General features: G+C 58.0%; 24 protein-coding genes and 2 pseudogenes. 16 read left to right on the top strand and 10 right to left on the bottom strand.

Translation table 11 applies throughout. From position 1 onward, the window contains the following. Positions 1-486, bottom strand: a pseudogene (locus AAIL67_RS24100) (efflux RND transporter permease subunit); the annotation flags it as partial. Positions 487-513: 27 nt separating this feature from the next. Next, the gene (gene merR, locus AAIL67_RS24095) at positions 514-969 is read right to left on the bottom strand and encodes an Hg(II)-responsive transcriptional regulator (RefSeq protein ID WP_001166628.1); all 456 of its coding nucleotides are present in this window, start codon (positions 967-969) and stop codon (positions 514-516) included. Positions 970-1,040: 71 nt separating this feature from the next. Here merR and AAIL67_RS24090 point away from each other — a divergent pair, with 71 nt between their 5' ends. The 9 genes and pseudogenes from AAIL67_RS24090 to AAIL67_RS24050 all read left to right on the top strand — a co-directional run bounded on the left by AAIL67_RS24090 (position 1,041) and on the right by AAIL67_RS24050 (position 8,393). Beyond that, positions 1,041-1,391: a mercuric transport protein MerT gene (locus AAIL67_RS24090; RefSeq protein ID WP_001294660.1), complete on the top strand. Its 351-nt coding sequence runs from the start codon at positions 1,041-1,043 to the stop codon at positions 1,389-1,391. 15 nt (positions 1,392-1,406) lie between these two features. Continuing rightward, on the top strand, positions 1,407-1,682 hold the full coding sequence (gene merP, locus AAIL67_RS24085) for a mercury resistance system periplasmic binding protein MerP (RefSeq protein ID WP_000732276.1): 276 nt from the start codon (positions 1,407-1,409) through the stop codon (positions 1,680-1,682). A gap of 27 nt (positions 1,683-1,709) precedes the next feature. After that, positions 1,710-2,117, top strand: a complete 408-nt coding sequence (gene merC / locus AAIL67_RS24080) for an organomercurial transporter MerC (protein WP_000522993.1) — start codon at positions 1,710-1,712, stop codon at positions 2,115-2,117. 38 nt (positions 2,118-2,155) lie between these two features. Continuing rightward, complete coding sequence (gene merA / locus AAIL67_RS24075) at positions 2,156-3,838, top strand: mercury(II) reductase (RefSeq protein ID WP_003055149.1); 1,683 nt, start codon at positions 2,156-2,158, stop codon at positions 3,836-3,838. Positions 3,839-3,855: 17 nt separating this feature from the next. After that, on the top strand, positions 3,856-4,221 hold the full coding sequence (gene merD, locus AAIL67_RS24070) for a mercury resistance co-regulator MerD (protein ID WP_001277463.1): 366 nt from the start codon (positions 3,856-3,858) through the stop codon (positions 4,219-4,221). Then, on the top strand, positions 4,218-4,454 hold the full coding sequence (gene merE / locus AAIL67_RS24065) for a broad-spectrum mercury transporter MerE (RefSeq protein ID WP_003055146.1): 237 nt from the start codon (positions 4,218-4,220) through the stop codon (positions 4,452-4,454). Before merD ends, merE begins: the two co-directional genes overlap by 4 nt. 65 nt (positions 4,455-4,519) lie before the next feature. Continuing rightward, complete coding sequence (locus tag AAIL67_RS24060) at positions 4,520-4,732, top strand: DUF3330 domain-containing protein (RefSeq protein WP_000993245.1); 213 nt, start codon at positions 4,520-4,522, stop codon at positions 4,730-4,732. Between the two features lie 129 nt (positions 4,733-4,861). Then, positions 4,862-5,422, top strand: coding sequence for a recombinase family protein (locus tag AAIL67_RS24055; RefSeq protein WP_003055107.1), 561 nt, complete (start codon positions 4,862-4,864; stop codon positions 5,420-5,422). Positions 5,423-5,424: 2 nt separating this feature from the next. Continuing rightward, positions 5,425-8,393: pseudogene (locus tag AAIL67_RS24050) on the top strand (Tn3 family transposase). 52 nt (positions 8,394-8,445) lie between these two features. Here the strand turns inward: AAIL67_RS24050 and AAIL67_RS24045 are convergent. Together AAIL67_RS24045 and AAIL67_RS24040 are read right to left on the bottom strand one after the other, a co-directional pair. Next, positions 8,446-8,832: a PIN domain-containing protein gene (locus tag AAIL67_RS24045; RefSeq protein ID WP_003055100.1), complete on the bottom strand. Its 387-nt coding sequence runs from the start codon at positions 8,830-8,832 to the stop codon at positions 8,446-8,448. Beyond that, positions 8,832-9,047, bottom strand: coding sequence for a DUF2191 domain-containing protein (locus AAIL67_RS24040; protein WP_003055097.1), 216 nt, complete (start codon positions 9,045-9,047; stop codon positions 8,832-8,834). The genes AAIL67_RS24045 and AAIL67_RS24040 overlap by 1 nt, the downstream gene beginning before the upstream one ends. Before the next feature lie 85 nt (positions 9,048-9,132). On the opposite strand from AAIL67_RS24040, the gene AAIL67_RS24035 reads away from it, so the two are divergent. After that, the gene (locus AAIL67_RS24035) at positions 9,133-9,957 is read left to right on the top strand and encodes a SprT-like domain-containing protein (RefSeq protein WP_343485325.1); all 825 of its coding nucleotides are present in this window, start codon (positions 9,133-9,135) and stop codon (positions 9,955-9,957) included. 314 nt (positions 9,958-10,271) lie between these two features. Here AAIL67_RS24035 and AAIL67_RS24030 read toward each other — a convergent pair whose 3' ends face one another. The 5 genes from AAIL67_RS24030 to AAIL67_RS24010 all read right to left on the bottom strand — a co-directional run bounded on the left by AAIL67_RS24030 (position 10,272) and on the right by AAIL67_RS24010 (position 17,411). Continuing rightward, positions 10,272-12,776 carry a heavy metal translocating P-type ATPase gene (locus tag AAIL67_RS24030; RefSeq protein WP_080554276.1) on the bottom strand — a complete coding sequence of 835 codons (2,505 nt, stop codon included), beginning with the start codon at positions 12,774-12,776 and terminating at the stop codon, positions 10,272-10,274. Between the two features lie 284 nt (positions 12,777-13,060). Next, positions 13,061-13,987 (bottom strand): copper homeostasis membrane protein CopD, encoded by a 927-nt coding sequence (gene copD, locus AAIL67_RS24025; RefSeq protein WP_003071641.1) that lies wholly within the window; start codon positions 13,985-13,987, stop codon positions 13,061-13,063. Positions 13,988-13,991: 4 nt separating this feature from the next. Further along, on the bottom strand, positions 13,992-14,378 hold the full coding sequence (copC, locus tag AAIL67_RS24020; RefSeq protein ID WP_003078546.1) for a copper homeostasis periplasmic binding protein CopC: 387 nt from the start codon (positions 14,376-14,378) through the stop codon (positions 13,992-13,994). 110 nt (positions 14,379-14,488) lie between these two features. Further along, positions 14,489-15,460 (bottom strand): copper resistance protein B, encoded by a 972-nt coding sequence (locus tag AAIL67_RS24015; protein WP_003055078.1) that lies wholly within the window; start codon positions 15,458-15,460, stop codon positions 14,489-14,491. Positions 15,461-15,485: 25 nt separating this feature from the next. Further along, the gene (locus AAIL67_RS24010; protein ID WP_057092295.1) at positions 15,486-17,411 is read right to left on the bottom strand and encodes a copper resistance system multicopper oxidase; all 1,926 of its coding nucleotides are present in this window, start codon (positions 17,409-17,411) and stop codon (positions 15,486-15,488) included. 365 nt (positions 17,412-17,776) lie between these two features. On the opposite strand from AAIL67_RS24010, the gene AAIL67_RS24005 reads away from it, so the two are divergent. Both AAIL67_RS24005 and AAIL67_RS24000 read left to right on the top strand, forming a co-directional pair. Further along, positions 17,777-18,460 (top strand): heavy metal response regulator transcription factor, encoded by a 684-nt coding sequence (locus tag AAIL67_RS24005; protein WP_003062229.1) that lies wholly within the window; start codon positions 17,777-17,779, stop codon positions 18,458-18,460. After that, on the top strand, positions 18,461-19,864 hold the full coding sequence (locus tag AAIL67_RS24000; RefSeq protein WP_003081341.1) for a heavy metal sensor histidine kinase: 1,404 nt from the start codon (positions 18,461-18,463) through the stop codon (positions 19,862-19,864). Between the two features lie 40 nt (positions 19,865-19,904). Here AAIL67_RS24000 and AAIL67_RS23995 read toward each other — a convergent pair whose 3' ends face one another. Further along, entirely contained in the window at positions 19,905-20,189 is a 285-nt protein-coding gene (locus AAIL67_RS23995) for a heavy-metal-associated domain-containing protein (protein WP_003055071.1), read from the bottom strand. 297 nt (positions 20,190-20,486) lie between these two features. On the opposite strand from AAIL67_RS23995, the gene AAIL67_RS23990 reads away from it, so the two are divergent. The 4 genes from AAIL67_RS23990 to AAIL67_RS23975 all read left to right on the top strand — a co-directional run. Further along, positions 20,487-20,831, top strand: coding sequence for a DUF4148 domain-containing protein (locus AAIL67_RS23990; protein WP_012838519.1), 345 nt, complete (start codon positions 20,487-20,489; stop codon positions 20,829-20,831). Positions 20,832-21,751: 920 nt separating this feature from the next. After that, positions 21,752-22,984, top strand: a complete 1,233-nt coding sequence (locus tag AAIL67_RS23985) for a TolC family protein (RefSeq protein ID WP_043003148.1) — start codon at positions 21,752-21,754, stop codon at positions 22,982-22,984. Next, on the top strand, positions 22,981-24,501 hold the full coding sequence (locus tag AAIL67_RS23980; RefSeq protein WP_343485321.1) for an efflux RND transporter periplasmic adaptor subunit: 1,521 nt from the start codon (positions 22,981-22,983) through the stop codon (positions 24,499-24,501). Before AAIL67_RS23985 ends, AAIL67_RS23980 begins: the two co-directional genes overlap by 4 nt. Then, the coding region (locus AAIL67_RS23975; protein WP_343485320.1) for a CusA/CzcA family heavy metal efflux RND transporter at positions 24,498-26,519 on the top strand (2,022 nt) is incomplete at its 3' end. The genes AAIL67_RS23980 and AAIL67_RS23975, both read left to right, overlap by 4 nt.

Here is a 26,519-nt window from a genome sequence, read left to right as displayed (position 1 = left end):
GCCGGTGGCCAGCATGTCGATGCGGTTGCGGATCGGGGGCACCCATACGTTTGATAGACCCGGAACCTTGACCACCCGGTCCAGTTCTTCAACCAGCTTCTCCGAGGTCATGCCAGGACGCCATTGCTCACGTGGCTTGAACTGGATGGTGGTCTCGAACATCTCCAGCGGCGCAGGATCGGTCGCAGTATCTGCTCGTCCTGCCTTGCCGAACACACGCTGAACCTCGGGCACTGTTTTGATAAGCCGGTCTGTCTGTTGCAACAACTCTGCGGCCTTTGAGACCGAAATACCAGGCAACGCCGAGGGCATGTACAGCAGGTCGCCTTCGTCCAGCGGCGGCATGAACTCACCGCCCAGCCGCATGACCGGAATTGCGGTGATGGCCAGGGCCAATGCCGCTGCCAGCAGCGTGGACTTAGGAAAACGCAAAACCAACTCCAAAGCAGGCCGGTAAATGGCGATAAGGCTTCTGTTGATGGGGTCGTCTCAGAATTCGGAAAATAAAGCACGCTAAGGCGTAGTCACCCCGTGACTCCCCCGCGCCGATGCAGCGAGCTTCGTTCCGTCTTGCAGTGACGCAATCAGCGGGCAGGAAACGTTCCCTTTCCGCGCATGGCAGGCGCACACCAGTTCAGACAGCACGGCCTCCATGCGTGCCAAGTCGGCCATCTTCTCGCGCACATCCTTGAGCTTGTGCTCGGCCAGGCCGCTGGCTTCCTCGCAATGGGTGCCATCCTCCAGCCGCAGTAGCTCGGCGATTTCGTCCAGGCTAAAGCCCAGCCGCTGGGCCGATTTCACGAACCGCACTCGTGTTACATCCGCCTCGCCATAGCGGCGAATGCTGCCATAGGGCTTGTCTGGCTCCGGCAGCAGGCCCTTGCGCTGGTAGAACCGGATGGTCTCCACATTGACCCCGGCCGCCTTGGCAAAAACGCCAATGGTCAGATTCTCAAAATTAATTTGCATATCGTTTGACTCCGTACATAACTACGGAAGTAAGCTTAAGCTATCCAAACCAAATTTGAAAGGACAAGCGTATGTCTGAACCACAAAACGGGCGCGGCGCGCTCTTCGCCGGTGGGCTGGCCGCCATTCTTGCGTCGGCCTGCTGCCTGGGGCCGCTGGTTTTGATCGCCTTGGGGTTCAGCGGGGCATGGATCGGCAACCTGACGGTGCTGGAACCCTATCGCCCGATCTTCATCGGCGCAGCGCTGGTCGCGCTGTTTTTCGCCTGGCGGCGCATCTACCGCCCGGCGCAAGCCTGCAAACCGGGTGAGGTCTGCGCGATTCCCCAAGTGCGAGCTACTTACAAGCTCATTTTCTGGATCGTGGCCGCGCTGGTCCTGGTCGCGCTCGGATTTCCCTACGTCATGCCATTTTTCTATTAATCACAGGAGTTCATCATGAAAAAACTGTTTGCCGCCCTCGCCCTCGCTGCCGTTGTTGCCCCCGTGTGGGCCGCCACCCAGACCGTCACGCTGTCCGTACCGGGCATGACCTGCTCCACCTGCCCGATCACCGTCAAGAAGGCGATTTCCAAGGTCGAAGGCGTCAGCAAAATTGACGTGACCTTCGAGACACGCGAAGCGGTTGTCACGTTCGATGATGCCAAGACCAGCGTGCAGAAGCTGACCAAGGCAACCGGAGACGCGGGCTATCCGTCCAGCGTCAAGCAGTGAGCCACTGAACCCGAACCTGGGGCGATCATGGGACTGATTACACGCATTGCCGACAAGGCTGGCGCGCTTGGCAGCGTTGTTTCCGCGATGGGATGCGCTGCCTGTTTCCCGGCTATCGCCAGCCTGGGCGCGGCCATCGGCCTTGGCTTTCTACAGGAATACGAAGGGTTGTTTATCTCCAAGCTGCTGCCGCTGTTCGCAGTCGTGGCTTTGCTGGCGAATGCACTGGGCTGGCTGAGTCATCGGCAATGGTACCGCAGCCTGCTCGGGATGGTCGGCCCAGCCATCGTGCTGGCGGCCATGCTCTTGTTTTTTGGCAATTGGTGGACGGCGAACCTCCTCTATGTCGGTCTGGCCTTGATGATCGGGGTGTCGATCTGGGATCTGCTCTCACCGGCCAACCGCCGCTGCGAACTACCACCCAAACACGGCTAACTGCATTGGCAGTTGCCGAAACGAAAAGGAACGATGCAATGTATTTGAATATCACCGGAATGACCTGCGACTCGTGCGCGACACATGTCAAGGACGCCCTGGAGAAAGTGCCGGGCGTGCTGTCGGCGCTCGTGTCCTACCCGAAAGGCTCCGCGCAACTCGCCACCGATCCCGGCACCTCGCCAGAGGCGCTGACCGCCGCTGTGGCCGGCCTCGGCTACAAGGCCACACCCGCCGATGCCCCATCCACTTCAGCGCGGGGCAGACTGCTTGGCAAGGCGCTGGGATGGCTGGGCGGTGGCGACAAGGCTGGTGGTGATGGGGACGGACTGCACGTCGCCGTTATTGGCAGCGGCGGAGCCGCGATGGCGGCGGCGCTGAAGGCCGTCGAGCAAGGTGCGAACGTCACGCTGATCGAGCGCGGCACCATCGGCGGTACTTGCGTCAATGTCGGCTGCGTGCCGTCCAAGATCATGATCCGCGCTGCCCATATCGCCCATTTGCGCCGTGAAAGCCCATTCGACAGTGGCATCGCGGCGACTGTGCCTGCGATTGATCGCAGCAAACTACTGGCCCAGCAGCAGGCGCGCGTCGATGAGCTGCGCCACGCCAAGTACGAAGGCATCCTGGACAGCAACCCGGCCATCACCGTGCTGCATGGTGAAGCGCGTTTCAAGGACGACCAGAGCCTTGCCGTCCGTTTAAACGATGGCGGCGAGCGTGTGGTGGCGTTCGACCGCTGCCTGGTCGCCACGGGTGCCAGCCCGGCCGTGCCGCCGATTCCGGGCCTGAAAGAGTCACCCTACTGGACTTCCACCGAGGCCCTGGTCAGCGACACCATTCCCGAGCGCCTGGCCGTGATCGGCTCGTCTGTGGTGGCGCTGGAACTGGCGCAAGCCTTTGCCCGGCTGGGCAGCAAAGTGACGATCCTGGCACGCAGCACGCTGTTCTTCCGCGAAGACCCGGCCATCGGCGAGGCCGTTACAGCCGCGTTCCGTGCCGAAGGGATCAAGGTATTGGAACACACGCAAGCCAGCCAGGTCGCGCATGTGGACGGCGAATTCGTGCTGACCACCGGGTACGGTGAAATACGCGCCGACCAGCTGCTGGTCGCCACTGGCAGGGCACCGAACACGCGCAGCCTGGCATTGGAAGCGGCGGGAGTCGCTGCCAATGCGCAGGGGGCCATCGTCATCGACAAGGGCATGCGCACCAGTACGCCACACATTTATGCGGCTGGCGACTGCACCGACCAGCCTCAGTTCGTCTATGTGGCGGCAGCGGCCGGCACCCGTGCTGCGATCAACATGACTGGCGGCGATGCGGCCCTGGACCTGACCGCAATGCCGGCCGTGGTGTTCACCGACCCGCAGGTCGCCACCGTGGGCTACAGCGAGGCGGAAGCACATCACGACGGGATCGAGACCGACAGTCGCACCTTGACCTTGGACAACGTGCCGCGTGCGCTTGCCAACTTCGACACACGCGGCTTCATCAAGCTGGTCATCGAGGAAGGTAGCGGACGGCTCATCGGCGTGCAAGCGGTGGCCCCGGAAGCGGGTGAACTGATCCAGACGGCGGTGCTCGCCATTCGCAACCGTATGACCGTGCAGGAACTGGCCGACCAATTGTTCCCCTACCTGACCATGGTCGAAGGGCTGAAGCTCGCGGCGCAGACCTTCAGCAAGGACGTGAAGCAGCTTTCGTGCTGCGCCGGATGAGGAAAAGGAGGTGTTCAATGAGCGCCTACACAGTGTCCCGGCTGGCCCTTGATGCCGGGGTGAGCGTGCATATCGTGCGCGACTACCTGCTGCGCGGATTGCTACGGCCGGTCGCGTGCACCACGGGCGGCTACGGCTTGTTCGATGACACCGCGTTGCAACGGCTGCGCTTTGTACGGGCTGCCTTCGAAGCGGGTATCGGCCTGGACGCACTGGCGCGGCTGTGCCGGGCGCTGGATGCTGCGGACGGTGACGGTGCGTCTGCGCAGCTTGCCGTGTTGCGGCAACTCGTCGAGCGTCGGCGCGAGGCCCTGGCCAGCCTCGAAATGCAACTGGCCGCCATGCCAACCGAACCGGCACAGCACGCGGAGAGTCTGCCATGAACAGCCCAGAGCACTTGCCGTCTGGGACGCACAAACCGATCACCGGCTACTTGTGGGGCGCGCTGGCCGTGCTCACCTGTCCCTGCCATTTGCCGATTCTCGCCATTGTGCTAGCCGGCACGACGGCCGGCGCGTTCATCGGGGAGCACTGGAGTATTGCAGCCCTCACGCTGACCGGCTTGTTTGTCCTGTCTGTGACGCGGCTGCTGCGGGCCTTCAAGGGAAGATCATGACCGCTTCCCAGCCAGCCGAGAGTGGGCAGCTTTGAGCTTCGCTACCAATCTGGAGGAGTACCACCATGAACGCAAACGCCCCGAACACTGCCAGTTGCACCACCTGCTGCGTATGCTGCAAAGAAATTCCGCTCGATGCCGCCTTCACCCCGGAAGGCGCGGAATACGTCGAACATTTCTGCGGGCTGGATTGCTATGAACGCTTCCAGGCACGCGCCAAGGCCGCGACAGAATCTGACATTGCGCCTGTCCCTGGCGGTTCGCAGCCGTCAGATTGAGGCATACCCTATCCTGATGTCAGGAGAAGCCACCCAGCAACGTCAGAATAGAGTTAACTTTTGTGTTTCTTGACACCTGCGGCGAAAGGTCATAGATTTCTTCCTGACACTTTCGTATTTGGAGGTATCTTGCAGGGTCAACGCATCGGCTACGTCCGGGTCAGCAGCTTCGACCAGAACCCGGAGCGGCAACTGGAGCATGTCGAAGTCGGCAGGGTGTTCACCGACAAGGCGTCGGGCAAGGACACCCAGCGGCCCGAGCTTGATTCGCTGCTGGCCTTCGTGCGCGAAGGCGACACCGTGGTGGTTCACAGCATGGATCGCTTGGCGCGCAACCTCGATGACTTGCGCCGCCTCGTACAAAAGCTGACCAAGCGCGGCGTGCGCATCGAGTTCGTCAAGGAAAGCCTGACCTTCACCGGCGAGGATTCACCGATGGCGAACCTGATGCTGTCGGTCATGGGGGCATTCGCCGAATTCGAGCGGGCCTTGATCCGTGAGCGGCAGCGCGAAGGCATCGCGCTCGCTAAGCAACGCGGAGCCTACCGAGGCCGAAAGAAGTCTCTGAGCGGTGAACAGATTGCTGAACTGAAACGGCGCGTCACGGCGGGCGAGCAAAAAGCGAAGCTGGCCCGTGAATTTGGTGTCAGCCGGGAGACCCTGTATCAATACTTGAAATTGGATCAATAAATATGCCTCGTCGTTCCATACTGTCCGCCGCCGAGCGGGAAAGCCTGTTGGCGTTGCCGGACACCAAGGACGACCTAATTCGACATTACACGTTCAGCGATACCGATCTCTCCATCATCCGCCAGCGGCGCGGGCCTGCGAATCGCTTGGGCTTTGCCGTGCAGCTCTGCTACCTGCGCTTTCCCGGAATCTTCCTTGGTGTCGATCAGGCGCCGTCTTTGCCCCTACTGAAACTGGTCGCCGACCAGCTCAAGGTCGGCGTCGAAAGCTGGGACGACTACGGGCAGCGGGAGCAGACCCGGCGCGAGCACCTGGTCGAGCTGCAAACGGTGTTTTGCTTCCAGCCGTTCACCATGAGCCACTACCGGCAGGCCGTGCACACGCTGACCGACCTGGCCATGCAAACCGACAAAGGCATCGTGCTGGCTAGCACCTTGGTTGAGCATCTGCGGCGACAGTCGATCATCCTGCCCGCGCTCAACGCCATCGAGCGCGCTAGCGCCGAGGCCATCACTCGCGCCAACCGGCGCATCTATGATGCCTTGGCCGAACCACTGTCGGACACGCATCGCCGCCGCCTCGACGATCTGCTCAGGCGCCGGGACAACGGCAAGACGACCTGGCTGGCCTGGCTGCGCCAGTCGCCGGTTAAACCGAACTCGCGGCACATGCTGGAACACATCGAACGCCTCAAGGCGTGGCAGGCGCTCGATCTGCCTTCCGGTATCGAGCGGTCGGTGCACCAGAACCGCCTGCTCAAGATCGCCCGTGAGGGTGGCCAGATGACGCCCGCCGACTTAGCCAAGTTCGAGCCGCAACGGCGCTACGCCACCCTCGTGGCGCTGGCCATCGAGGGCATGGCCACGGTCACCGACGAAATCATCGACTTGCACGACCGCATCCTGGGCAAGCTGTTCAACGCCGCCAAGAACAAGCATCAGCAGCAGTTTCAGGCATCCGGCAAGGCGATCAACGCCAAGGTGCGGCTGTTCGGGCGCATCGGCCAGGCGCTGATCGAGGCCAAGCAAGCTGGCCGCGATCCGTTCGCCGCCATCGAGGCCGTCATGTCCTGGGATGCCTTCGCCGAAAGCGTCACCGAGGCGCAGAAGCTCGCTCAGCCCGATGACTTCGATTTCCTGCACCGCATCGGCGAAAGTTACGCCACCTTGCGCCGCTACGCGCCGGAATTCCTTGCCGTGCTCAAGCTGCGGGCCGCACCCGCCGCCAAGAACGTGCTCGATGCCATCGAGGTACTGCGTGGCATGAACACCGACAACGCCCGCAAAGTGCCTGCCGATGCCCCGACCGACTTCATCAAGCCGCGCTGGCAGAAGCTGGTGATGACTGACGCGGGTATCGACCGGCGCTACTACGAGCTGTGCGCGCTGTCCGAGCTGAAGAACTCGCTGCGCTCGGGCGACATCTGGGTGCAGGGATCGCGCCAGTTCAAGGACTTCGAGGACTACCTGGTGCCGCCCGCGAAGTTCGCCAGCCTCAAGCAGTCCAGCGCATTGCCGCTGGCCGTGGCCACCGACTGCGACCGGTACCTGCACGACCGCCTGACGCTGCTTGAAGCGCAGCTTGCCACGGTCAACCGCATGGCAGCGGCCAACGACCTGCCGAATGCGATCATCACCGAGTCGGGCCTGAAGATCACGCCGCTGGATGCGGCGGTACCCGACACCGCGCAGGCGCTGATCGACCAGACAGCCATGATCCTGCCACACGTCAAGATCACCGAACTGCTGCTCGAAGTCGATGAGTGGACGGGCTTCACCCGCCACTTCACGCACCTGAAATCGGGCGATCTGGCCAAGGACAAAATCTGCTGTTGACCACCATCCTGGCCGACGCGATCAACCTGGGCCTGACCAAGATGGCCGAGTCCTGCCCCGGCACGACCTACGCCAAGCTCGCCTGGCTAAAAGCCTGGCATACCCGCGACGAAACCTATTCGACAGCGCTGGCCGAGTTGGTGAACGCCCAATTCCGGCATCCCTTCGCCGAACACTGGGGCGACGGCACCACGTCATCGTCGGACGGCCAGAACTTCCGAACCGGGAGCAAGGCCGAGAGTACCGGTCACATCAACCCGAAATATGGCAGCAGCCCTGGGCGAACCTTCTACACCCATATATCCGACCAGTACGCGCCGTTCCACACCAAGGTGGTCAATGTCGGCGTGCGCGACTCGACCTATGTACTTGACGGCCTGCTGTACCACGAGTCCGACCTGCGCATCGAGGAACACTACACCGACACGGCAGGCTTCACCGATCACGTCTTTGCCCTGATGCATCTCCTGGGCTTCCGCTTTGCGCCGCGCATCCGTGACCTGGGCGACACCAAGCTGTTCATCCCCAAGGGGGATACCGCCTATGACGCGCTCAAACCGATGATTAGCAGCGACAGGCTGAACATCAAGGCTATTCGTGCCCACTGGGATGAAATTCTGCGGCTGGCGACCTCGATCAAGCAGGGCACGGTGACAGCCTCGCTGATGCTTCGGAAACTCGGCAGCTATCCGCGCCAGAACGGCTTAGCCATCGCCCTGCGCGAGCTGGGGCGCATCGAACGCACGCTGTTCATCCTGGACTGGTTGCAAAGCGTGGAGCTGCGCCGCCGCGTCCACGCTGGACTGAACAAGGGCGAAGCGCGCAACGCGCTGGCCCGCGCCGTATTCTTCAACCGTCTGGGCGAAATCCGCGACCGCAGCTTCGAGCAGCAGCGCTACCGGGCCAGCGGCCTCAACCTGGTGACGGCGGCCGTCGTGTTGTGGAACACGGTCTATCTGGAGCGCGCAGCACATGCGTTGCGTGGCAACGGGCATGCTGTCGATGACGCGCTATTGCAATACCTGTCGCCGCTCGGCTGGGAACACATCAACCTGACCGGCGATTACCTCTGGCGCAGCAGCGCCAAGATCGGCGCGGGCAAGTTCAGGCCGCTACGACCGTTGCAACCGGCTTAGCGTGCTTTATTTTCCGTTTTCTGAGGCGACCCCGAGAAGGGCTTCCCGACTCTCAATGCGTTGGTATGGCATAGGCCACGCCAAGCTGAGCGGCCAACTCAGCAAGGCGTCGATCTGCAGTCCAAAGCAAAGCGCCTGGTGTGATTAGCGTCGAGGCGAGCAGCGATAGATCGACCAAGCCGCAGCCCTTACCGAATAGCTTGTTCTTCTCAAGGAAGGCCAAAGTCTCGGGAATTGAAGCTTCCTGGCTCGGCCGCAGCATGGCCAGGGCTGCGAGCGTATCGGCACGCGGCGCTGGCGGCGTGCCGCAGGCCAACTCTGCATGCACCATGGGATGCATCAGCACGCTGTCTTGCAACAGGAGCTCCTGCAGGTGAATGTCGGCCTCCCGAAAATGCCTCACCCACACCGATGTATCGACTAGAACGGACACCGGCATCAGCGAGAGCCTTCTGCCTCTGCCGCGCTGCCACGGCGTGGCACGTCAGGCATGTCTGGCGCGCTTCCGCCCAGGGCAGCCAAGCGCTTGCCTGCCTCGACGCGAGTGAAGGTCTCAAGTGCCAGGCGTACCAGTTCAGGCACAGCAATACCGGGCGCTGCAACAGCGCGGGCACGGTTCACGACTTCGTCGTCGATCGTAAAGGTCGATCTCATGGCTACTCCTTTAACATCAAGTTTGATGCATTGTCGCATCAAATGGGATGTTTGCGAATGATAATTTGTATTGCACAATACAAATATGACCCAGCAGCCAAACCAGCTTGACCTTGTGCCCACGCCCTCACCCCGCTTGGCACCTACGCAGGAAACCTACAACGAGCTGCAGATGGCCTACGACCATTTCAACGAGCGGCTGTTTGGGGGGCAGCTCCCGAGTTGCTTGATTACGCTGCAGCGGGAAAAGCGGACTTTCGGCTACTTCTGTGCAGCTCGCTTTGCCTCGTTGGACGGCTCAACCACAGATGAGATCGCGATGAATCCGACCTACTTTGCGGTCGTACCGATCATCGAAACACTCCAGACCCAAGTCCATGAAATGACGCACTTGTGGCAGCACCACTTTGGCAAGCCAGGCCGAGGCCGCTATCACAACGAGGAATGGGCACGAAAGATGGAAAGCATTGGGCTCATGCCCTCTTCTACCGGGCAACCTGGTGGTGCGCGAACCGGTGATAGCATGGCGGACTACGCCGTCGAGGGTGGCCGCTTCCTGGCTGCATGCGACGAGCTGCTGACCGCGAATTTCACACTCAGCTGGTACGACCGATTCCCCTCTGCAGATCATGTAATCGCTGGCCAAGCCAGCATGGCCAACCACATTCAAGGCATCGAAGGGACCAAGCCTCCAATGGCCAGCATCCCTGCCCTCGCCGAGGCAGTGAAGCCCACGGGCTTAGCTGTTGCCGCCACTGCAGGGGAAGACGGAGTGCTTACTACGCCCGCCAACAGATCCAATCGGGTGAAATACAGCTGCAGCGGATGCAAGAATCCGGTCTCAGTGTGGGGAAAGCCGGGCATTAAGCTGATATGTGGTGAGTGCAGAAAAAGTTTTGACGTTCAATAAATCATCAACGACTGGAGATTCATCGAGCGCGCACATAAACTTCGCTCGTTTGACCGGACTGGCTAACATCTGCCTGCATTCCATTCTGGCTTGCCTTAGAAAGAACAACTGACAATCATTCGGTTTCCTGTATGGGGACCGACTGGACTGCCCCGCTACAGTAGATAATTCCCAGCCTCTTGCCCAGGCACGCTCAAACGTTTTGAGAGCAGTCCGGCACCATCAAGCTCAGTGCTTGTATTCACCCGATGAATGACCCCGAGGCATTGAGCGAAACGGCCGCGTAAGTAGACTGAAAATCACCAATGCAACCGCTACCTTCTTAAACGCAGTGCATTGAAGATTACAGACGCCGAACTCAGGCTCATAGCGAGTGCTGCGATCATTGGCGACAGAAGCCACCCTGTGAACGGATACAGAACTCCCGCAGCAATCGGTACACCAATTCCGTTGTAGACGAAGGCAAATAGCAAGTTCTGACGCATGTTCCGTACTGTGTCAGTTGAAATTTCACGTGACTGTGCAATGCCACGCAAATCACCCTTGACCAGCGTGATCTGACCGCTGTTCATTGCTACGTCAGTCCCTGTTCCCATGGCTACACCTACATCAGCTTTTGCCAAGGCCGGCGCATCGTTGATCCCGTCACCAGCCATGGCAACCACATGGCCTTCACTTTGCAATCGCTCCACGAGAGCTAGCTTGTCGGCGGGCTTGACTTCGCCATGGACTTCATCAATTCCAAGCTTGGCACCAACAGCCTTGGCTGTGGTCAGACCATCTCCCGTTGCCATGACAATTCGCAAGCCGCTTGCATGAAGCGTTTGAATAGCATCCAAAGTGCTAGCTTTGATAGGGTCTGTTACTGCCAGGATGCCTGCGAACTTCCCATCAGCCGCTAAATGCATGATGCTTGCACCCTCTCCTCGCAGGCGTTCTCCGTCCGCTTGCAAGGAAGATACAGAAACGCCTTCTTGAGCCATCAGTGCGGTGTTGCCTAATGCCAAGCGCCGCCCCTCAACGGTTCCACGTACACCAATACCGCTGGCGGAATCGAAGTCCACAGGTTTAGCGAGTTGCAAGCCTTGTTCGCGTGCAGCTCGGACGATGGCATCCGCAAGCGGATGCTCGCTACCCTGATCCAAGCTAGCGGCAAGCCTCAAAACTTCGTCAGCCGTGAAATCTGGAGCAGGAATCGCTTTATCGAATGCAGGCCGACCTTCTGTCAGGGTGCCCGTTTTATCTACGATGAGCGTATCCACTTCACGCATTTTTTCGATGGCGCCTGCGTCACGGAACAAAACGCCTTGTTCTGCAGCGCGCCCTGTGGCCACCATTACTGACATGGGTGTGGCCAAACCTAGCGCGCATGGGCAGGCGATGATGAGTACCGCGACGGCATTGATCAACCCAAACACCCAACTGGGCTCTGGGCCAAAAATTCCCCAGACGAAGAAGGTGACTACAGCGACTAGCACGACAACCATAACGAACTTTCCAGCCACTACGTCGGCCATTCGCTGCATCGGTGCCTTCGACCGTTGGGCCGATGCAACCATCTGAACGATCTGGGAAAGCATGGTGGCAGCCCCCACCTTTTCTGACCTCATGACCAGAGCTCCACTCGTATTGAGTGTGGCGCCGATCAGTTTGTCGTCAACGCGCTTTGTCACAGGTATTGGCTCGCCCGTGAGCATCGATTCATCAACGGCGCTTTGACCTTCCGTGACAATGCCATCCACGGGTACTTTCTCGCCTGGACGTACGCGCAGCAGGTCTCCGACATGCACGTGGCTGAGTGGAACATCTTCCTCACTGCCATCTGCATTGATACGCCTTGCCGTCTTAGGAGCTAGGCTAAGCAATGATTTGATAGCGGCCGAGGTTTGAGAACGAGCCTTCAGTTCGATGATCTGCCCCAACATGGTCAAAGAAATGATGACTACCGCTGCCTCGTAATAAACCGCTACACGACCCATGGATACGAACGAGTCGGGAAACACGTCGGGTGCCAGCGTCGCTACGAGGCTGTAGACAAAGGCGGCTCCCGATCCCAAGCTGATCAACGTCCACATGTTCGGGCTGCGGTGGATGATTGACTGCCAGCCTCGAACAAAAAAGGGCCAGCCCGTCCATAGCACCACGGGCAGGGAAAGTGCCAACTCGACCCACGTTTGGGTCTGCATAGTGAACCAGCCGAACTTGTGTCCGAACATGGCCAGAGTGGTAACAATCAGCGTGAGTGGCAGCGTCCACCAGAATCGCCGTTGGAAGTCTTGCAACTCACTGTTGTCCTCTTCTCCAACCGGGATCAGTGGCTCCAAGGTCATTCCGCACTTGGGGCAGTTTCCGGGATGATCTTGCCGAACCTCCGGATGCATCGGGCAGGTATAGATCGTTCCGCCCGGAACCACGCCCGAGTCATCAAACGATTTCTGATCTGAATGACTTGCAGCCACGTGAGCATGTTCGTGCGAGCTGCGTAACTGGGCCTCAGGTACCAAATGCATTTGGCACTTGGGGCAGCGCCCCGGATGATATTGATGGACTTCAGGATGCATTGGGCATACATAGACTGTGTCCCCTCCTGCGTGATCAGCCTGCTCGTTACTCGATATGAATTGCGCAGGGCCCCGAGCAAATTTTTGCTGGCAACCGTCACTGCAGAAGCGATAGATCCGTCCTTCGTGAACTATCCGATGGGCCGACTGTGGAGAGACAGTCATGCCGCAAACAGGATCTTGCAAAGGCTCGGCGTCAGTTTTGGTGTTTTCCAACTCTACTGATTCTGAAGAAGATCGATGCTGATGATGTTGCATGCAGATGGCCCTTCGCGATGTTGGATCGATTCTTGGCTCTTACACCATGTGAATGTCAAGCCAGAATCTGCTTGAGAAATAACTCTGTCCACCTCTTCTGAGGTACCGCAACCTGAGTACGGTGCTTGTGGCCATCTCAATCCAAGAAATGATTCTGGGGTTGAGGTGGCCTTTGTCATGACTACATGGCACGGAGATCATCCAAGCATGAATCCTCCGAAGCGATGCACCCTTCCTCTCCGTGTGCAGTCCCCGTGTCAGCTGTCGGTGGGTGATCTAAAGGTTCAAATTCCTTTTGGCGAAAGAATCCCTAACCAAGCCACACTCGCCAAAACCAGAACTGCCAGTGTTGCTTCCATGAACAGGCTCTGGCGTAGCTTAGAGACTGCTTGCGCACGATTCCCTGAGCCCAATGATGCCTCCAGACTTGGACTAAGCCGGAATCGATTTGCTGCTGCCAATGCAAGCATTCCGAGAACCAGCATTAGCTTGCCTAGCAGCAACTGACCATAGAGTGTTGAAACAAGCGGATCAAGCGAAGGCCCTGCGATCAATACATAGTTGACTACGCCACTGGCTGCAAGAACGAAAACGATCAGAGTTCCGACATGGGCAAAGCCGTTTGATGTGCGGCTCAATATGGCTACGGTGTCCTGTGTCGCATTTGCCCTACTTGTGGCTAAGATCAAAAAAGCAAGCAACGCGCCGACCCATGCACCTGCTGCCCAGAGGTGGGAGATGTCTGAAGCAAGGTGGATGTATCCACGCATTCCGTCGTCCATCGCTCCATGACCAGCCCAGGCCAGTGTCGCCAGCGCTACACCGCTAGATACGGACATGGCAACGAAGCGAAACGTTGGATTGAACTTCACTAGGGCAATCAAGATGCAAAGCGCTAGCGCAAGAATACGAATGCACCAAGCAAGGCCCATGTGAGTGCCGGTGATGAGCATCTCGAAGATATGCGTTGACAACTCGGAGTAAGTTTGCGCACCGGACATGGCCTTGGCAAGGACTGTCATGCCAATCACTGACAGTCCAATCCCGATTACTGCACATACACCAACGCAAACGCGATAGCGACGCGCAATTGCCAAGGATCGCTCGTCGTGGCCAAGGGCATAGACGCTGAACATGGCGACGCCAAAACCTGCAGCCATGTCCAGATACAGCGCAAGGCGCAATACGATGGTGAACCAATCCTCGGCCATTTGCTTACTTCACCTGGAATGTGACGTTGCCATTGATAGGGTGTGTGTCTGACGACACTGCACGCCAATCCACGCGATAGGCACCGGGTTGAAGCGTCTGAGCGGGAGTAATGACCATGGTTTTGCCATCGCTAGCGCCAGAGACGCTTGCGCTGACCTTCATTGCGCCGTGGTTCGGCATTCCGGGCATCCCCGTCATGATCAAGTTCGCTGCCGAGAACTGAGGAACCAGCGTTTCCGAGAACTTCAACTCAATCGTGGCAGGTGCCGCGACCTGCGACTTATCCGCAGGAGAGGAGGAAACTAACGAAGGATGTGCAAATGCTGCGGAAGCGAACAGTGTTGCGGCAATTGGCGCGATGAACTTAGCGACCAGGTTTGAGCGGTTCATGAGAGACTCCTATCTAAGTGTGATGGTGGTTTGAAAACAGATGTCGAATCTAGGTCTGTAGAGTTGGCGCTCCCAAGGACGCGCCAACTAGGAAGGGGACATTGGTCTGGCTAGAACCAGAAGCGGACACCGGCCACCCATCGTGTTTGTTGAGCACGGCCGCCGTCTGCACGAACGAGATCTGCGGTTCGCCCGAAACTGCCCGCACGTTCGACGCCGATATATGGAGCGAACTGACGGCTGAACTCGTAGCGCAGTCGCAAGCCCGCAGATGCTTCGGCTAGGCCCTTGCCGATGTGGCGCTCTGGATCATCCTTGCCGTAAAACTGCATTTCAGCTCTAGGCTCAAGGATCAGGCGCTGAGTCAGCAATAGTTCGTAGCTTGCATTTAGGCGAAGCGCAGTTCTGCCGCCACTGCCAACATAGGCTGTGGCCTCCAGCTCGAACCAGTAAGGGGCTAGGCCCTGTACACCAAATGCCAGCCATTGACGGCTAGGTCCCACGCCGTTGTCTAAGCGCAGACCAAGCTGTGTATCCCAATAGGTTGTGGCAGCACGGCTCCATAGCAGTTCGGTGCGAGACTCTTCGAGCTTTCCTTTGGCGACGTCACCTTCTGCCTTCAAGACAGCTTTGTTGTATGAGGTCCCGTACCATGCTTGCAAGTCATAGGCCGTTGAATCATCACCTCTGCGTGAAAAACGGCGTTCCAGGGTCTCACCACGCAGCGAGGCAAAGGTATGCTCGTCCGCAAGCATCAAGCGCGGGACGCCAGGCACCGCGTAATCGCCCGATCCCAAGGTCAACCCATTGGAATACCCATGTGGGTCGCGAGCATCTGGAGGTGCGGATCCCCCTTGCATCTGCATGCTGCCGTGATCCATCGCAGGGCCGCTTGCAGCGCTGCCAGTCATAGCACCATGACCTGCATGTGGATCAGCTGCAGTTGTGGCAGGGCTTGCCGGTGCTTCCATTTGCATATTCGCTTGGCCATGCGATGAATGGTCGCTTTGCGCCTGGGCCGCAATACTCACCAGAGCGAGGAGCGCAGTGGACAATGCACGAATAGGGAGTGCTTTGGACATTTTTGATCTTCCTTGTGAGGTTTGTTCAAGACACTACGACTTCGCGGAACATGCCTGCATCCATGTGGAACATCAGGTGGCAATGCCATGCCCAGCGCCCCAGAGCATCTGCCGTCACCAAGAAGCTGATGCGTTGTGCAGGCTGTACTGGCAAGGTGTGTCGACGGGCGAGGAATCGACCATCAGGGCTCTCCAGTTCACTCCACATCCCATGCAAGTGCATAGGGTGAGTCATCATCGTGTCGTTGTGCAGGATGACTCGCAAACGCTCGCCGTGACGGAAGTGAACAGGCGTTGATTGCCCGAACTCCAATCCATCAAGAGACCAGGAATATCGCTCCATATTCCCCGTCAGGTGCAACTCCACCTCTCGTCCAGGACCGCGCGAGTCCATCGGACCTGAAGGTGTATGCAGATCTGCCAAGGTCAGCACCCGTCTGCCGTTATTGCGCAGACCGATACCGGGATCGTCAAGATTGGTGCGGGCCATATCGACTCGCATATCTGTTCTTGCGCCATATTCAGTGCGAGCATGGCGTGCGGTGGTGCTGGGCACTGCCAAGCTCCCAGCAGGCTTGGCATGCTGACTATGGTCCATCGCCATACCACCGTGATTCATGCCGGCCATCGCACCATGATCCATGCCGGCCATTGCCCCCGACATACCAGCCATCCCGGCCATACCCGTCATCCCAGACATGCCGGTCATCCCAGACATGCCGGTCATCCCAGACATGCCGGTCATCCCAGACATGCCGGTCATGTCCATGTCGGCTCCAGAACTGCCATGGCTCATGGCGCCCATCATGTCGCTCATACCCAGCCATTCGACGGGATCGAGTGCGGGGACTGGAGCCTGCAGGCCTTCGCGCACTGCTAACGTAGCGCGTGCGTAGCCTGTTCGGTCCATCGACTGGGCAAAAATCGTATAGGCGTCATCACGTGGCTCGACAATCACGTCTATGGTTTCGCCAGGGCCGAATCGGAATTCATCGACAGTCACAGGCTCTACGTCGACACCGTCAACATGAACCACCGTGAGCTTCAGGCCCGGTATACGTACGTCATAGAAGGTATTGCCCGCGCCGTTGACCATGCGCAGCCGGACACGCTCGCCCGGACGGAAAAGAGCAGTCCAATTGCCTGCAGGTGTGACGCCATTTGCGAGGTAGGTCAGGGTCGCAGAAGAGAGGTCGGCTAAATCCGTTGGATTCATGCGCATCTCGTTCCACATCTTGCGCTTGTCTAATGCCGCTGACACGCCATCACGCGATGCATCACGGAAGAAATCAAAGACCGTGGGCTGGTTGTAGTTGTAGTAGTCGCCCTGAACCTTGAGCTTTGCGAAAACGCGCATGGGGTCTTCGTCAGTCCAGTCAGAGAAGAGCACGACATGATCACGATCTGCACGGATAGTCTCAGGTCCTGCGGGATCAATGATGATCGCTCCATACATGCCGGTGAGTTCCTGCATGCCTGAATGTGAGTGATACCAGTAGGAACCGCTTTGCTGAACCTTGAAACGGTAGGTAAACGTCTCTCCAGGAGGAATGCCCGCAAAGCTGATGCCTGGAACTCCGTCCATCTGGTAGGGCAAGATAATGCCGTGCCAATGAATAGAAGTGGCCTCGCGCAGCTTGTTCGTGACGCGAATCGTCACCGTCTCCCCCTCTCGCCAGCGCAGGGTTGGTGCAGGAAGCGATCCATTGATCGTTGTCGCCATCCCTGGCTTGCCCGTAAAGTTCACGGCGGACTCGGCGATCACCAAATCGAACTCGTTACCCTTCAGCACCGGAGCGGCCCCGCGGACTGTGGAGCTCTGCTGTGCGAATGCCATGAGCGACTGCGTTGACAGGCCCGCCAGAACGCCTCCTGCGGCCAGCCCCTGAACGAAGCGCCGACGAGAGAACCCTTGAGTGGGAGTGACAAAAAATGGCGAATGACGCGGCATAGGGTGAAATCCTCCAGAGCTTCCAAGAAATTCGTTTTCGGCGACGCTTGCCTGATGCAATGAGCGCTCGATATGTTCAGTATGCTAGGGCGTGCTGAATTTCGGAGGAGTGACTCATTCATTACATTCATGTAATGCTCGCGTCATGTTTGGTGCGACGGAGGGCTTCTATCCAGAAATGCCTTCGATGCAGTCAAAAGGTTCACTCTGCTAGCCACGCTTGATGACTTCCCAGGAAGGAACAACGAGGCAGTGTTGGCCTTTCTATCGCCAGGATTTCAGGAACATTACATTTTTCTTATCTTCATGTCAGAGGGCTTCAAACTCGGCACACTCTTGATCGTCCACTGCAGCGGAGCGAGTACATGAGGATTTTGATTGTTGAAGATGAGCCTAAAACAGGTGAGTACCTGCGCCAGGGATTGACCGAGGCTGGCTACATTGCTGACCTCGTCCCAAATGGCTCAGACGGCTTACATCTGGCTTTGCAAGGGGAGTACTCCTTGGTGATCTTGGATGTTATGCTGCCGGGCCTCAATGGTTGGCAGGTGCTCCAGTCTTTGCGTGATCGAGGACTACATATGCCGGTCCTGTTTCTTACTGCACGGGACCATGTCGAGGACCGTGTCAAAGGACTAGAGCTCGGCGCTGATGATTACCTGGTAAAGCCGTTTTCTTTCGCAGAACTACTCGCCAGAGTTCGCATCATTCTTAGACGTGGACATCCGGCCAACGAAGGTACTACTCTGACTGTTGCAGATCTCGAGCTAGACCTGCTGCGTCGTCGCGTATCTCGCAATGGCAAACGTGTTGACCTCACAGCCAAAGAGTTCGGACTCTTAGAGTTGCTGATGCGCCGACATGGTGAAGTGCTGCCACGTTCATTGATCGCATCGCAGGTATGGGACATGAATTTCGACAGCGACACCAACGTCATTGAGGTGGCCATGCGCCGTCTGCGAGCCAAAATTGACGAAGGCCACTCGATCAAACTGATCCAGACCGTACGGGGAATGGGCTATGTGCTTGATGTCCCCGAGGAGGAATAGGTGCAGCGTCTCACTCGCAAGGTAAAGCTTTCTTTAACGAGTCGCTTGGCCCTCTGTTTCACGGTTGTTGCGGCAGCCGTAGTGCTAGGTTTAGGCGGCCTATTCCTAGTCGTTACAGAAGAGCATTTCGTGGAATTGGACCGAATGACGCTTCAGGACAAGCGCCATTTGATCGAGAAAATTCTCCAGAACACGAAGTCGGTCGATGATGCTCGTTGGCGTTTAAATGAGGCACTGAACTATCACGAGGATCTTCAAGTCCAGGTGAAAGATGCCCAAGGAGAAACCGTATTTCAATCGCCCGCATCCGGCTTTGCAGTGCCGGATCGCAACTCGGCTTCTATCGACAAGGAAGGATCGTTTGGGGTGTGGCGGCATGCAGACGCAGAATTCCACATCTTGAGCTTTGAGACGCTACCGGCCTACGCACCGTCACCATTAAAGGTACTGATCGCAGCAGACACCAAGCATCACATTCAATTCCTCAACGGAATTCGCACAAGCTTTGCCATTTATGTGATCGCAGCAATTTTGCTGTGCTCACTTCTGTCTTGGCTCGCCGCTCGACAAGGGCTGGCACCGCTGCGAGAGATGAAATCACGTGCGGCCGTTGTGACGGGACAGAAGATGAGTGAACGCATGCCGGTCCAGGCTGTACCCGTAGAAATGGCCGATTTGGCGCATGAGCTCAATCGCATGCTGGATCGGTTGCAGGACGATTTTCAGCGACTGACAGATTTCGCGTCTGATCTGGCCCATGAACTACGCACGCCCATCAGCAACCTGTTGACGCAGACTCAGGTTGTGCTGGCATCCAAGCGTGACGCCGCGACATACCGAGACATTCTTGCCTCTAATGCCGAAGAGTTTCAGCGTTTGGCTCGTATGGTGTCAGACATGCTTTTTCTGGCCAAAACTGAACGGGGCGTAAGCCTGCCGCGCAAGGAGCAATTTTCGGCACAGCAAGAATCGTATGCATTGCTGGAGTTCTACGAGGCTGTCGCTGAAGAAAAGCAAATTCATTTGAAGTTAAAAGGCGATGGACTCGTTGATGGTGATCGACTGATGTTCCATCGTGCTGTGAGTAATTTGCTATCTAATGCTTTGCGCTACACGCCGCATGCAGGCATGGTCACCATCGACATTGAGACCGCAGCTTCCTGGACACTTGTCACTGTGGAAAATACAGGGCAGGACATTGATCCCAAAGTCCTGCCCAGGTTATTTGACCGCTTCTACCGAGCTGACCCTTCCAGGGCTCATCCGGACTCAGACGGTAGCGGATTGGGTTTGGCCATCACCCGAGCAATTGCCGAAGCTCATGGAGGCTCCATTACCGCCACTTCAGCCGATGGACGAACTCGCTTCACCTTGAAATTCCCCACTCCGCAGCCGACTTCCTAAGCAGATCAGAAAACAGGCTTTTCTTGAAAGCAAGAAGACACTATCCGCAGCAAGATGTCTTTGCTGAAGTTGAGCCGCAGCATTTCGTCTGCGGCTTCTCAGCATTTGCCTGCTCGGCTTCGGCTAACGCCAATAATTCTGGAGTGTATCCAGCGGTCTGGATGGCCAACATGTAGTCGGCGTCGCTCAGATCGCCAGAGACTTGCACCGTTTTATCTCGCGCATTCACTCCGATCTTTGCTTCATCATCGATCGCCAAAATGGAGCGCTGAATCCGCGCGGCACAGGCACCACATTTCATGTCATTGATGCGAAAAATAGCCATTACGTACTCCTTTAAAGCTTGTGGCTAAAGTTTCATCCTTCACATGATGTGAATGTCAAGTATCTGTCTGCACATGCACTGGAGCACGCTGTGTACGTCAACTACGTTGGTCTTCGCTTTTCGCTTTGGGTTTATTGGTATGCAGATTTGGGGTAAGAGCTGCCGCGAAAAAGCTGACAACAATGTCACCGGACAGACCTGATTTTGTTGGGCTCCGACTCCTAAGATCAACCCATCTTCTCCTCACCTTGATCAAGGTCCAGGAGATGTGTTCATCAACTGTCTTAGGAGCCAACCATGTCTCAAAACCGCATCTCCATTTCCTCCGTACTCGCAAGCGTTGCTGCCGTTGTCACCCTGGCTCTTCCTGGAATGGCCTCTGCAGCCTACGAGCATCCAGCCAACAATGAACAAGGCGTGATCGTGCATCCGCAGCACTTTGAAAGCCAGAAAACCCGAGCTCAAGTCAAGGCAGAGACTGAAGCCGCCATGAAGCAGGGCCGCCTTTCTTACGGTGAAAGCAATTTCCCACGTGGAACTCCCGAGACAGGATCGAGCAAAACCCGCGAGCAAGTGATCAACGAAACGCGTAATGAATCGCCAGCTGCGCGAGATGCTCGCCTCCAATCATTTGCAGGCTGATCTCCATCAAAGACGCATGCATCGCGGATGCAGCTCTTTCCTGCATTTTTGTTCCGATCTACCGCAGAGGCCTCAAGCAACAGAGGCCTCTGCATGTAGAACATCAGCTTGAGCGAACTACAAATTTCCCGGAAGAATTTCGGCCCAGATGATCGCAATCATCACTTAGGCGGGCGACACTGGGTTCAACGATGCGCGGACTCACCGAGGCGGATATCGCTACCGAGCATCACATTGCATGTTTCCTCATCCATTAACTTGAGGATGGGACAGGACACCGCCTTCTTCAGAACTGAGTTGTGCATACGGTGTCGCGCTTCCTTCAGACACAGCTGTAGCGTTTGCTCCTAGGATGCGAGTTAACCACTGGCTTGCCGAAGATCTGTAGCATTTAAAGATCGGTAGCAACGTATGGCCTTCACCGCGTACCCCTGGTAGATTGACTACACTAACTGCTGCCATGCTACGAAGTCGCATTCACCGCCTATCCACCGCAGTCCTTGTGGTGCTTTCGCTGCTGTTCGCACAGCTGGCGTTGGCGGGTTACGTCTGCCCACAGGAGGAAGGCGTTGATGCAATGACGGCAAGGATGGAGGCCGGCATACCATGCGAAGGTATGGACCAACAGCAACCGGTTCTGTGTCATCAGTACACCAATGCCCCGGATGTGACCTTCGAAGCAGTCAAACTGCCCGTGGCGTCATTACCTGCCATCGTGCAGGTGTTGGAGCTGCCGCTAGTGCTCGAATTTGATGCTGCACTTGCAGTGTCCTGGCCCATCACCTTGGAGGTTCGACCGCCTCCGGACCCTCTTTTTCTCTCTACTCTCAGACTCAGAGTCTGATCACTCCGTCGACTGACTGGTGCTGGCGTGGCTTGTCCATACGCCGGCAATGCCCTCGTTCGTCCACGGAGTTTCCATGTCCCCTATTTTTTTGCGAGCAGCCTCCTTGGCTGCCGTATTTCTGCCGGCCGTTGCTGCTGCAGAATCGATTTCATTCGACCAGGCAATAAGCTTGGCCGTCCAACGCTCCGAAGCAGCCCGCGCAGCCCAGGCGGCGATGCAAGGCTCTGTCCATTCCATACAGGCTGCGGGTCAGTTGCCAGATCCCATGCTGCGGGCCGGCATCGACAATTTGCCGGTTACCGGCTCAGACCGCTTCAGCGGTACCCGTGAGTCCATGACGATGAAGCGCATCGGTATCAGCCAAGAGTGGCTCTCCGCCGATAAACGAGCCGCACGCGAAGGTGCGGCTCGTGCACGGGCCGACCGCGATGCCGTACAAAAAGACATTGCCGAAGCCGAGGCTCGCCTGCAGGTCAGCATGGCGTATGTCGATGCTTGGTTCGCCACTGAAGCACTCAAGCTAACCACACAAACCGAGCATCACTTGCACGAGGAGCTGAATGCGGCAAAAAGCCGCATAGCAGCTGCCACAGGCAACAGCGCAGAAGCGTTGCAGCTCCTATCCGCCAAAGGGATTGCAGAGGATGAAAGCGAAGAGGTTCGCCAACAACAGTCTGCAGCCATGGTCAGTCTGCAACGCTGGATCGGCATTCTTCCCGATGCCCTCAACAAGCCACCTGCCTTCCCTGCTCCCGAGGAATGGGACTACGTGGCGAGATATCCAGCCGTCGCAGGCTTAAAAAGCGACGTCGAAATTGCTCGCCAGAGTGCAAACGTCGCAGCCAAGGAGCGCTCTCCCAACTGGACCTGGGAAGTGTCCTACGGCCAGCGCACTGGCTATTCCGATTTGGTTTCAGTCGGCGTCAGCATCCCGCTCCAAATCGCACCAAGCCAGCGCCAAGACCGCGAAACCTCGGCCAAGCTGGCCATGGTCGACAAAGCAGAGGCTGACCTGACGGAGGGAATGCGCGCAGCCATGGCCGATTACCGCACCTTGACTAGCGACGCCGCGCGCCTGCAGCAGCGTATCGAGAGATACCAAGGCTCCGTAGTGACTCCGGCCAGACAGCGCACTTCCGCCGCCCTGGCCGCCTACCGCTCAAATCAATTGGCCCTGACCGCCGTGTTTGAGGCACGACATGCCGAGGTCGAAGCTCAGAGAAAACTCCTCGCACTGCAGCGTGATTTGGTACGTACGCAGGCCCAACTGAACCTCAAACCCATCGCTCATGGAGGTGCCCAATGAAGCGCACAGCACTGGTCACTTCATTGGTTACGGCAGGCGTACTGCTGGCAGCCGGTGGCTTCTTTATTGGCCGCTTGACCTCCGAAGGCGCTGCCCCCCAGGCCGTAGCCGCCTCGGAATCCAAGGCTCCCACAGGCGAGCGCAAGATTCTCTACTGGCATGACCCCATGGTGCCGGGACCACGCTTTGACAAGCCCGGCAAGTCGCCATTCATGGACATGCAATTGGTGCCCGTCTATGCGGACGATGCCAATGACACAGGTGTCAAAGTCAGCTCAACGGTGCAGCAGAACCTCGGCATCCGGACCACGATGGTCAAGCGAGCCAACATCGGTGCGTCGTTCGATGCCGTTGGAACGGTACAGTTCGATGAGCGTCTGAGTGTCGCTGTCCAGAGCCGTGTTACCGGCTATGTCGAGCATTTGGCAGTACGTGCTCCAATGGAGCAGGTTCGCAAAGGTCAGGCGCTGGCCACCATTTTTGCGCTAGAGTGGCTGGGTCCGCAGAACGAGCTGCTCGCACTCAAGCGCGCAGGTGTGCCCCTGGAACTTATTACGGCAGCACGTGAGCGCATGCGCGCCATGTCCATCCCCGCAGAACTGGTCCGCAAGACTGAGGAAACCGGGGTCGCCCAGGCTCGCTACCCCTTGCAGGCTCCGGTAAATGGCGTGGTGACGGAACTCGGTGTTCGGGAAGGAGCCCAGGTGTCACCTGGCCTGACGTTATTCCGCATCTCCGGCCTGGAAAAGGTCTGGGCCGTAGCTGAAGTGCCGGAGGCACAAGCCGTACGCCTGACGCGTGGCCAGAAGGTCAAGGCCGTTCTGCAAGCCGATGCATCCCAAACCTTCGACGGCGAATTGAAGGAGATCCTACCGCAGGTCAACGCCAGCACGCGCACCTTGCAGGCACGATTCGAGGTCGATAACCGCAGCGGCAAACTGATACCGGGGTTGCTGCTGCGCTTGCAGGTTGGCGGGGCTCCAACCTCTCGCCTGGTCGTGCCTGCTGAAGCCGTCATCCGTACCGGCACCCGTGCATTGGTCATCGTCCGCAAGGAGTCTGACAACTTCGAGCCTCGGGAAATCAAACTGGGCGAGGACTTGGGTGATCAATTGGAGGTGCTGCAAGGCTTGCGCGAAGGCGAGGAAGTAATTACCAGCGGCCAATTCCTGGTGGACTCCGAAGCGCGGCTCAAGTCAGCTCTGGGAGCCATGGAAGCCGGCCAACCCCAACCTGTGCCTGCTACGGCCACCGAAGCCTCGGACATCTACCGCGCCGAGGGCAAGGTGGAAAGCATCGATGACGACGGGATCACGATCTCGCATGGTCCCGTACCCAAACTCAAGTGGCCCGCCATGACAATGAGCTTTGGCAAGGCCGACTCGATAACGCTCACGGGTTTGAAGCCAGGAGATCTGGTGCGCTTCGAGTTCCGAAAAGGCGGGCCCCTAGATTGGGAAGTCGTCTCCGTGCAGAAAAGCGGCAGCGCCGCTGGAACCACCGGAGGCGCCAAGTGATTGCTGCTCTGATCCGTTGGTCCATCACCAACCGCTTTCTAGTGCTGATTGCCACCGCGTTCCTCGTGGCGGTAGGCATCTGGTCGGCATCTCGCACCCCGGTCGATGCATTGCCGGACCTCAGCGACGTACAGGTGATCGTTCGCACCACCTACCCAGGCAAGCCGCCCCAGGTGGTGGAGGACCTCGTGACCTACCCGCTGACCACAACCATGCTGAGCGTACCTGGGGCTAAAACCGTCCGAGGCTATTCGTTCTTTGGCGACTCCTTCGTCTATATCCTGTTTGACGACAAGACCGATCCATACTGGGCACGGTCACGGGTGGTGGAGTATCTGAACCAGGTGCAAAGCCGCTTACCAGTAGGTGCGACAGCCGCGCTAGGCCCGGATGCCACTGGTGTGGGCTGGGTCTACGAGTACGCGCTGGTCGACCGCAGCGGCCATAACGATATTGGACAGCTGAGAGCCCTCAACGACTGGTTTCTGAAATTCGAGCTGAAAACCGTTCCGGATGTGGCAGAAGTCGCCAGCATCGGCGGCATGGTTCGTCAATATCAAGTGGTGCTCGACCCGGACCGAATGCGAGCGCTTGGCGTTACGCAGTCCATGGTCGTGCAGGCCCTGCAGAAGGCCAATCAGTCTTCGGGCGGCTCGGTAGTGGAAATGGCCGAGACCGAGTACATGGTGCGCTCGCGCGGATTCCTTCAATCACTGGAGGACTTCCGAACCATCCCGATCACCCTCAGCGGAGCGACACCCGTGCTGCTGAGAGATGTGGCCATAGTCCAGATAGGCCCGGAAATGCGACGGGGCATCGCCGAACTAGATGGTGAGGGTGAAGTCACGGGAGGGGTAGTGGTCATGCGCTCCGGCAAGAATGCCCGTGCCACTATCGAAGCCGTCAAAGCCAGGCTGGAGACGCTCAAACCCAGTCTGCCCAAAGGCGTTGAGGTGGTGGAAACCTATGACCGCTCCAAACTCATTGATCGTGCAGTCGACAACCTGCGTGTCAAGCTTCTGGAGGAGTTCGCCGTCGTCGCCGTCGTCTGTGCCATCTTCCTATTCCACCTGCGCTCCGCGCTGGTGGCAGTTGTAACACTGCCTATTGGGGTGCTAGCGGCTTTTGGCGTGATGCACTGGCAAGGCGTGAGCGCGAACATTCTCTCGTTGGGCGGTGTGGCCATTGCTCTAGGAGCCATGGTCGATGCCTCGGTGGTCCTGGTCGAAGCTGCGCACAAGCATCTGGAGCACTTTGAAGAACGACATGGACGCCCACCGTCCGTGGCCGAGCGCTGGGAACTGATCGCGCAATCAGCCGTGGAAGTCGGCCCTGCGCTGTTCTTCTCGTTGCTGGTCATCACGTTGTCGTTCCTGCCCGTGTTCACCCTAGAGGCCCAGGAAGGACGGCTGTTCTCACCACTGGCTTTCACCAAGACCTACGCAATGGCTGCTGCTGCTGGATTGTCGGTGACTCTGGTTCCAGTGCTGATGGGATACCTCATTCGAGGACGCATTCCAAAGGAAACTGCGAACCCGATCAATCGCGGCCTGATTGCTCTCTATCGACCGGCCCTTGAGCTAGTCTTGCGCTTCCCTAAAGCAACGCTGCTGGCAGCGGCATTGGCCCTGGCTATCACCGCAATTCCGGTCATGCGGCTGGGCGGTGAGTTCATGCCGCCGCTGGACGAAGGCGATCTGTTGTACATGCCCTCGGCGTTACCTGGTATTTCGGTCTCAAAGGCCGCAGAGTTGTTGCAACAGACAGACCGACTTATCAAGACAGTGCCCGAGGTTCAGCGTGTGTTCGGCAAGGCGGGACGAGCAGATACTGCGACCGATCCTGCGCCGCTGGAGATGTTCGAGACCACGATCCAGTTCAAGCCACGTGAGCAATGGCGTCCTGGCATGACCCCGGAGAAGTTGGTCGAAGAACTGGAACGGGTGGTCAAGGTTCCGGGTCTATCAAACGTGTGGGTGCCCCCGATCCGCAACCGCATCGACATGCTGGCCACCGGG

This window comes from Comamonas sp. A7-5 (assembly GCF_039581385.1).
In the GTDB taxonomy this organism is placed as follows: domain Bacteria; phylum Pseudomonadota; class Gammaproteobacteria; order Burkholderiales; family Burkholderiaceae_C; genus Comamonas; species Comamonas thiooxydans.
This window is presented reverse-complemented; position numbering and strand designations above follow the sequence as displayed.

Bases quoted from the DNA above. Each gene is read 5' to 3' on its own strand.
- AAIL67_RS24035 (WP_343485325.1), top strand. From the start codon at position 9,133: ATGACCCAGCAGCCAAACCAGCTTGACCTTGTGCCCACGCCCTCACCC.
- merD (WP_001277463.1), top strand. From the start codon at position 3,856: ATGAGCGCCTACACAGTGTCCCGGCTGGCCCTTGATGCCGGGGTGAGC.
- AAIL67_RS24005 (WP_003062229.1), top strand. From the start codon at position 17,777: ATGAGGATTTTGATTGTTGAAGATGAGCCTAAAACAGGTGAGTACCTG.
- AAIL67_RS24030 (WP_080554276.1), bottom strand. From the start codon at position 12,776: ATGCAACATCATCAGCATCGATCTTCTTCAGAATCAGTAGAGTTGGAA.
- AAIL67_RS24010 (WP_057092295.1), bottom strand. From the start codon at position 17,411: ATGCCGCGTCATTCGCCATTTTTTGTCACTCCCACTCAAGGGTTCTCT.
- copD (WP_003071641.1), bottom strand. From the start codon at position 13,987: ATGGCCGAGGATTGGTTCACCATCGTATTGCGCCTTGCGCTGTATCTG.
- merP (WP_000732276.1), top strand. From the start codon at position 1,407: ATGAAAAAACTGTTTGCCGCCCTCGCCCTCGCTGCCGTTGTTGCCCCC.
- AAIL67_RS23980 (WP_343485321.1), top strand. From the start codon at position 22,981: ATGAAGCGCACAGCACTGGTCACTTCATTGGTTACGGCAGGCGTACTG.
- AAIL67_RS24045 (WP_003055100.1), bottom strand. From the start codon at position 8,832: ATGCCGGTGTCCGTTCTAGTCGATACATCGGTGTGGGTGAGGCATTTT.
- AAIL67_RS23990 (WP_012838519.1), top strand. From the start codon at position 20,487: ATGTCTCAAAACCGCATCTCCATTTCCTCCGTACTCGCAAGCGTTGCT.
- merC (WP_000522993.1), top strand. From the start codon at position 1,710: ATGGGACTGATTACACGCATTGCCGACAAGGCTGGCGCGCTTGGCAGC.
- AAIL67_RS24060 (WP_000993245.1), top strand. From the start codon at position 4,520: ATGAACGCAAACGCCCCGAACACTGCCAGTTGCACCACCTGCTGCGTA.
- copC (WP_003078546.1), bottom strand. From the start codon at position 14,378: ATGAACCGCTCAAACCTGGTCGCTAAGTTCATCGCGCCAATTGCCGCA.
- merA (WP_003055149.1), top strand. From the start codon at position 2,156: ATGTATTTGAATATCACCGGAATGACCTGCGACTCGTGCGCGACACAT.
- AAIL67_RS24090 (WP_001294660.1), top strand. From the start codon at position 1,041: ATGTCTGAACCACAAAACGGGCGCGGCGCGCTCTTCGCCGGTGGGCTG.
- AAIL67_RS24040 (WP_003055097.1), bottom strand. From the start codon at position 9,047: ATGAGATCGACCTTTACGATCGACGACGAAGTCGTGAACCGTGCCCGC.
- AAIL67_RS24015 (WP_003055078.1), bottom strand. From the start codon at position 15,460: ATGTCCAAAGCACTCCCTATTCGTGCATTGTCCACTGCGCTCCTCGCT.
- AAIL67_RS23985 (WP_043003148.1), top strand. From the start codon at position 21,752: ATGTCCCCTATTTTTTTGCGAGCAGCCTCCTTGGCTGCCGTATTTCTG.
- merE (WP_003055146.1), top strand. From the start codon at position 4,218: ATGAACAGCCCAGAGCACTTGCCGTCTGGGACGCACAAACCGATCACC.
- AAIL67_RS23995 (WP_003055071.1), bottom strand. From the start codon at position 20,189: ATGGCTATTTTTCGCATCAATGACATGAAATGTGGTGCCTGTGCCGCG.
- merR (WP_001166628.1), bottom strand. From the start codon at position 969: ATGCAAATTAATTTTGAGAATCTGACCATTGGCGTTTTTGCCAAGGCG.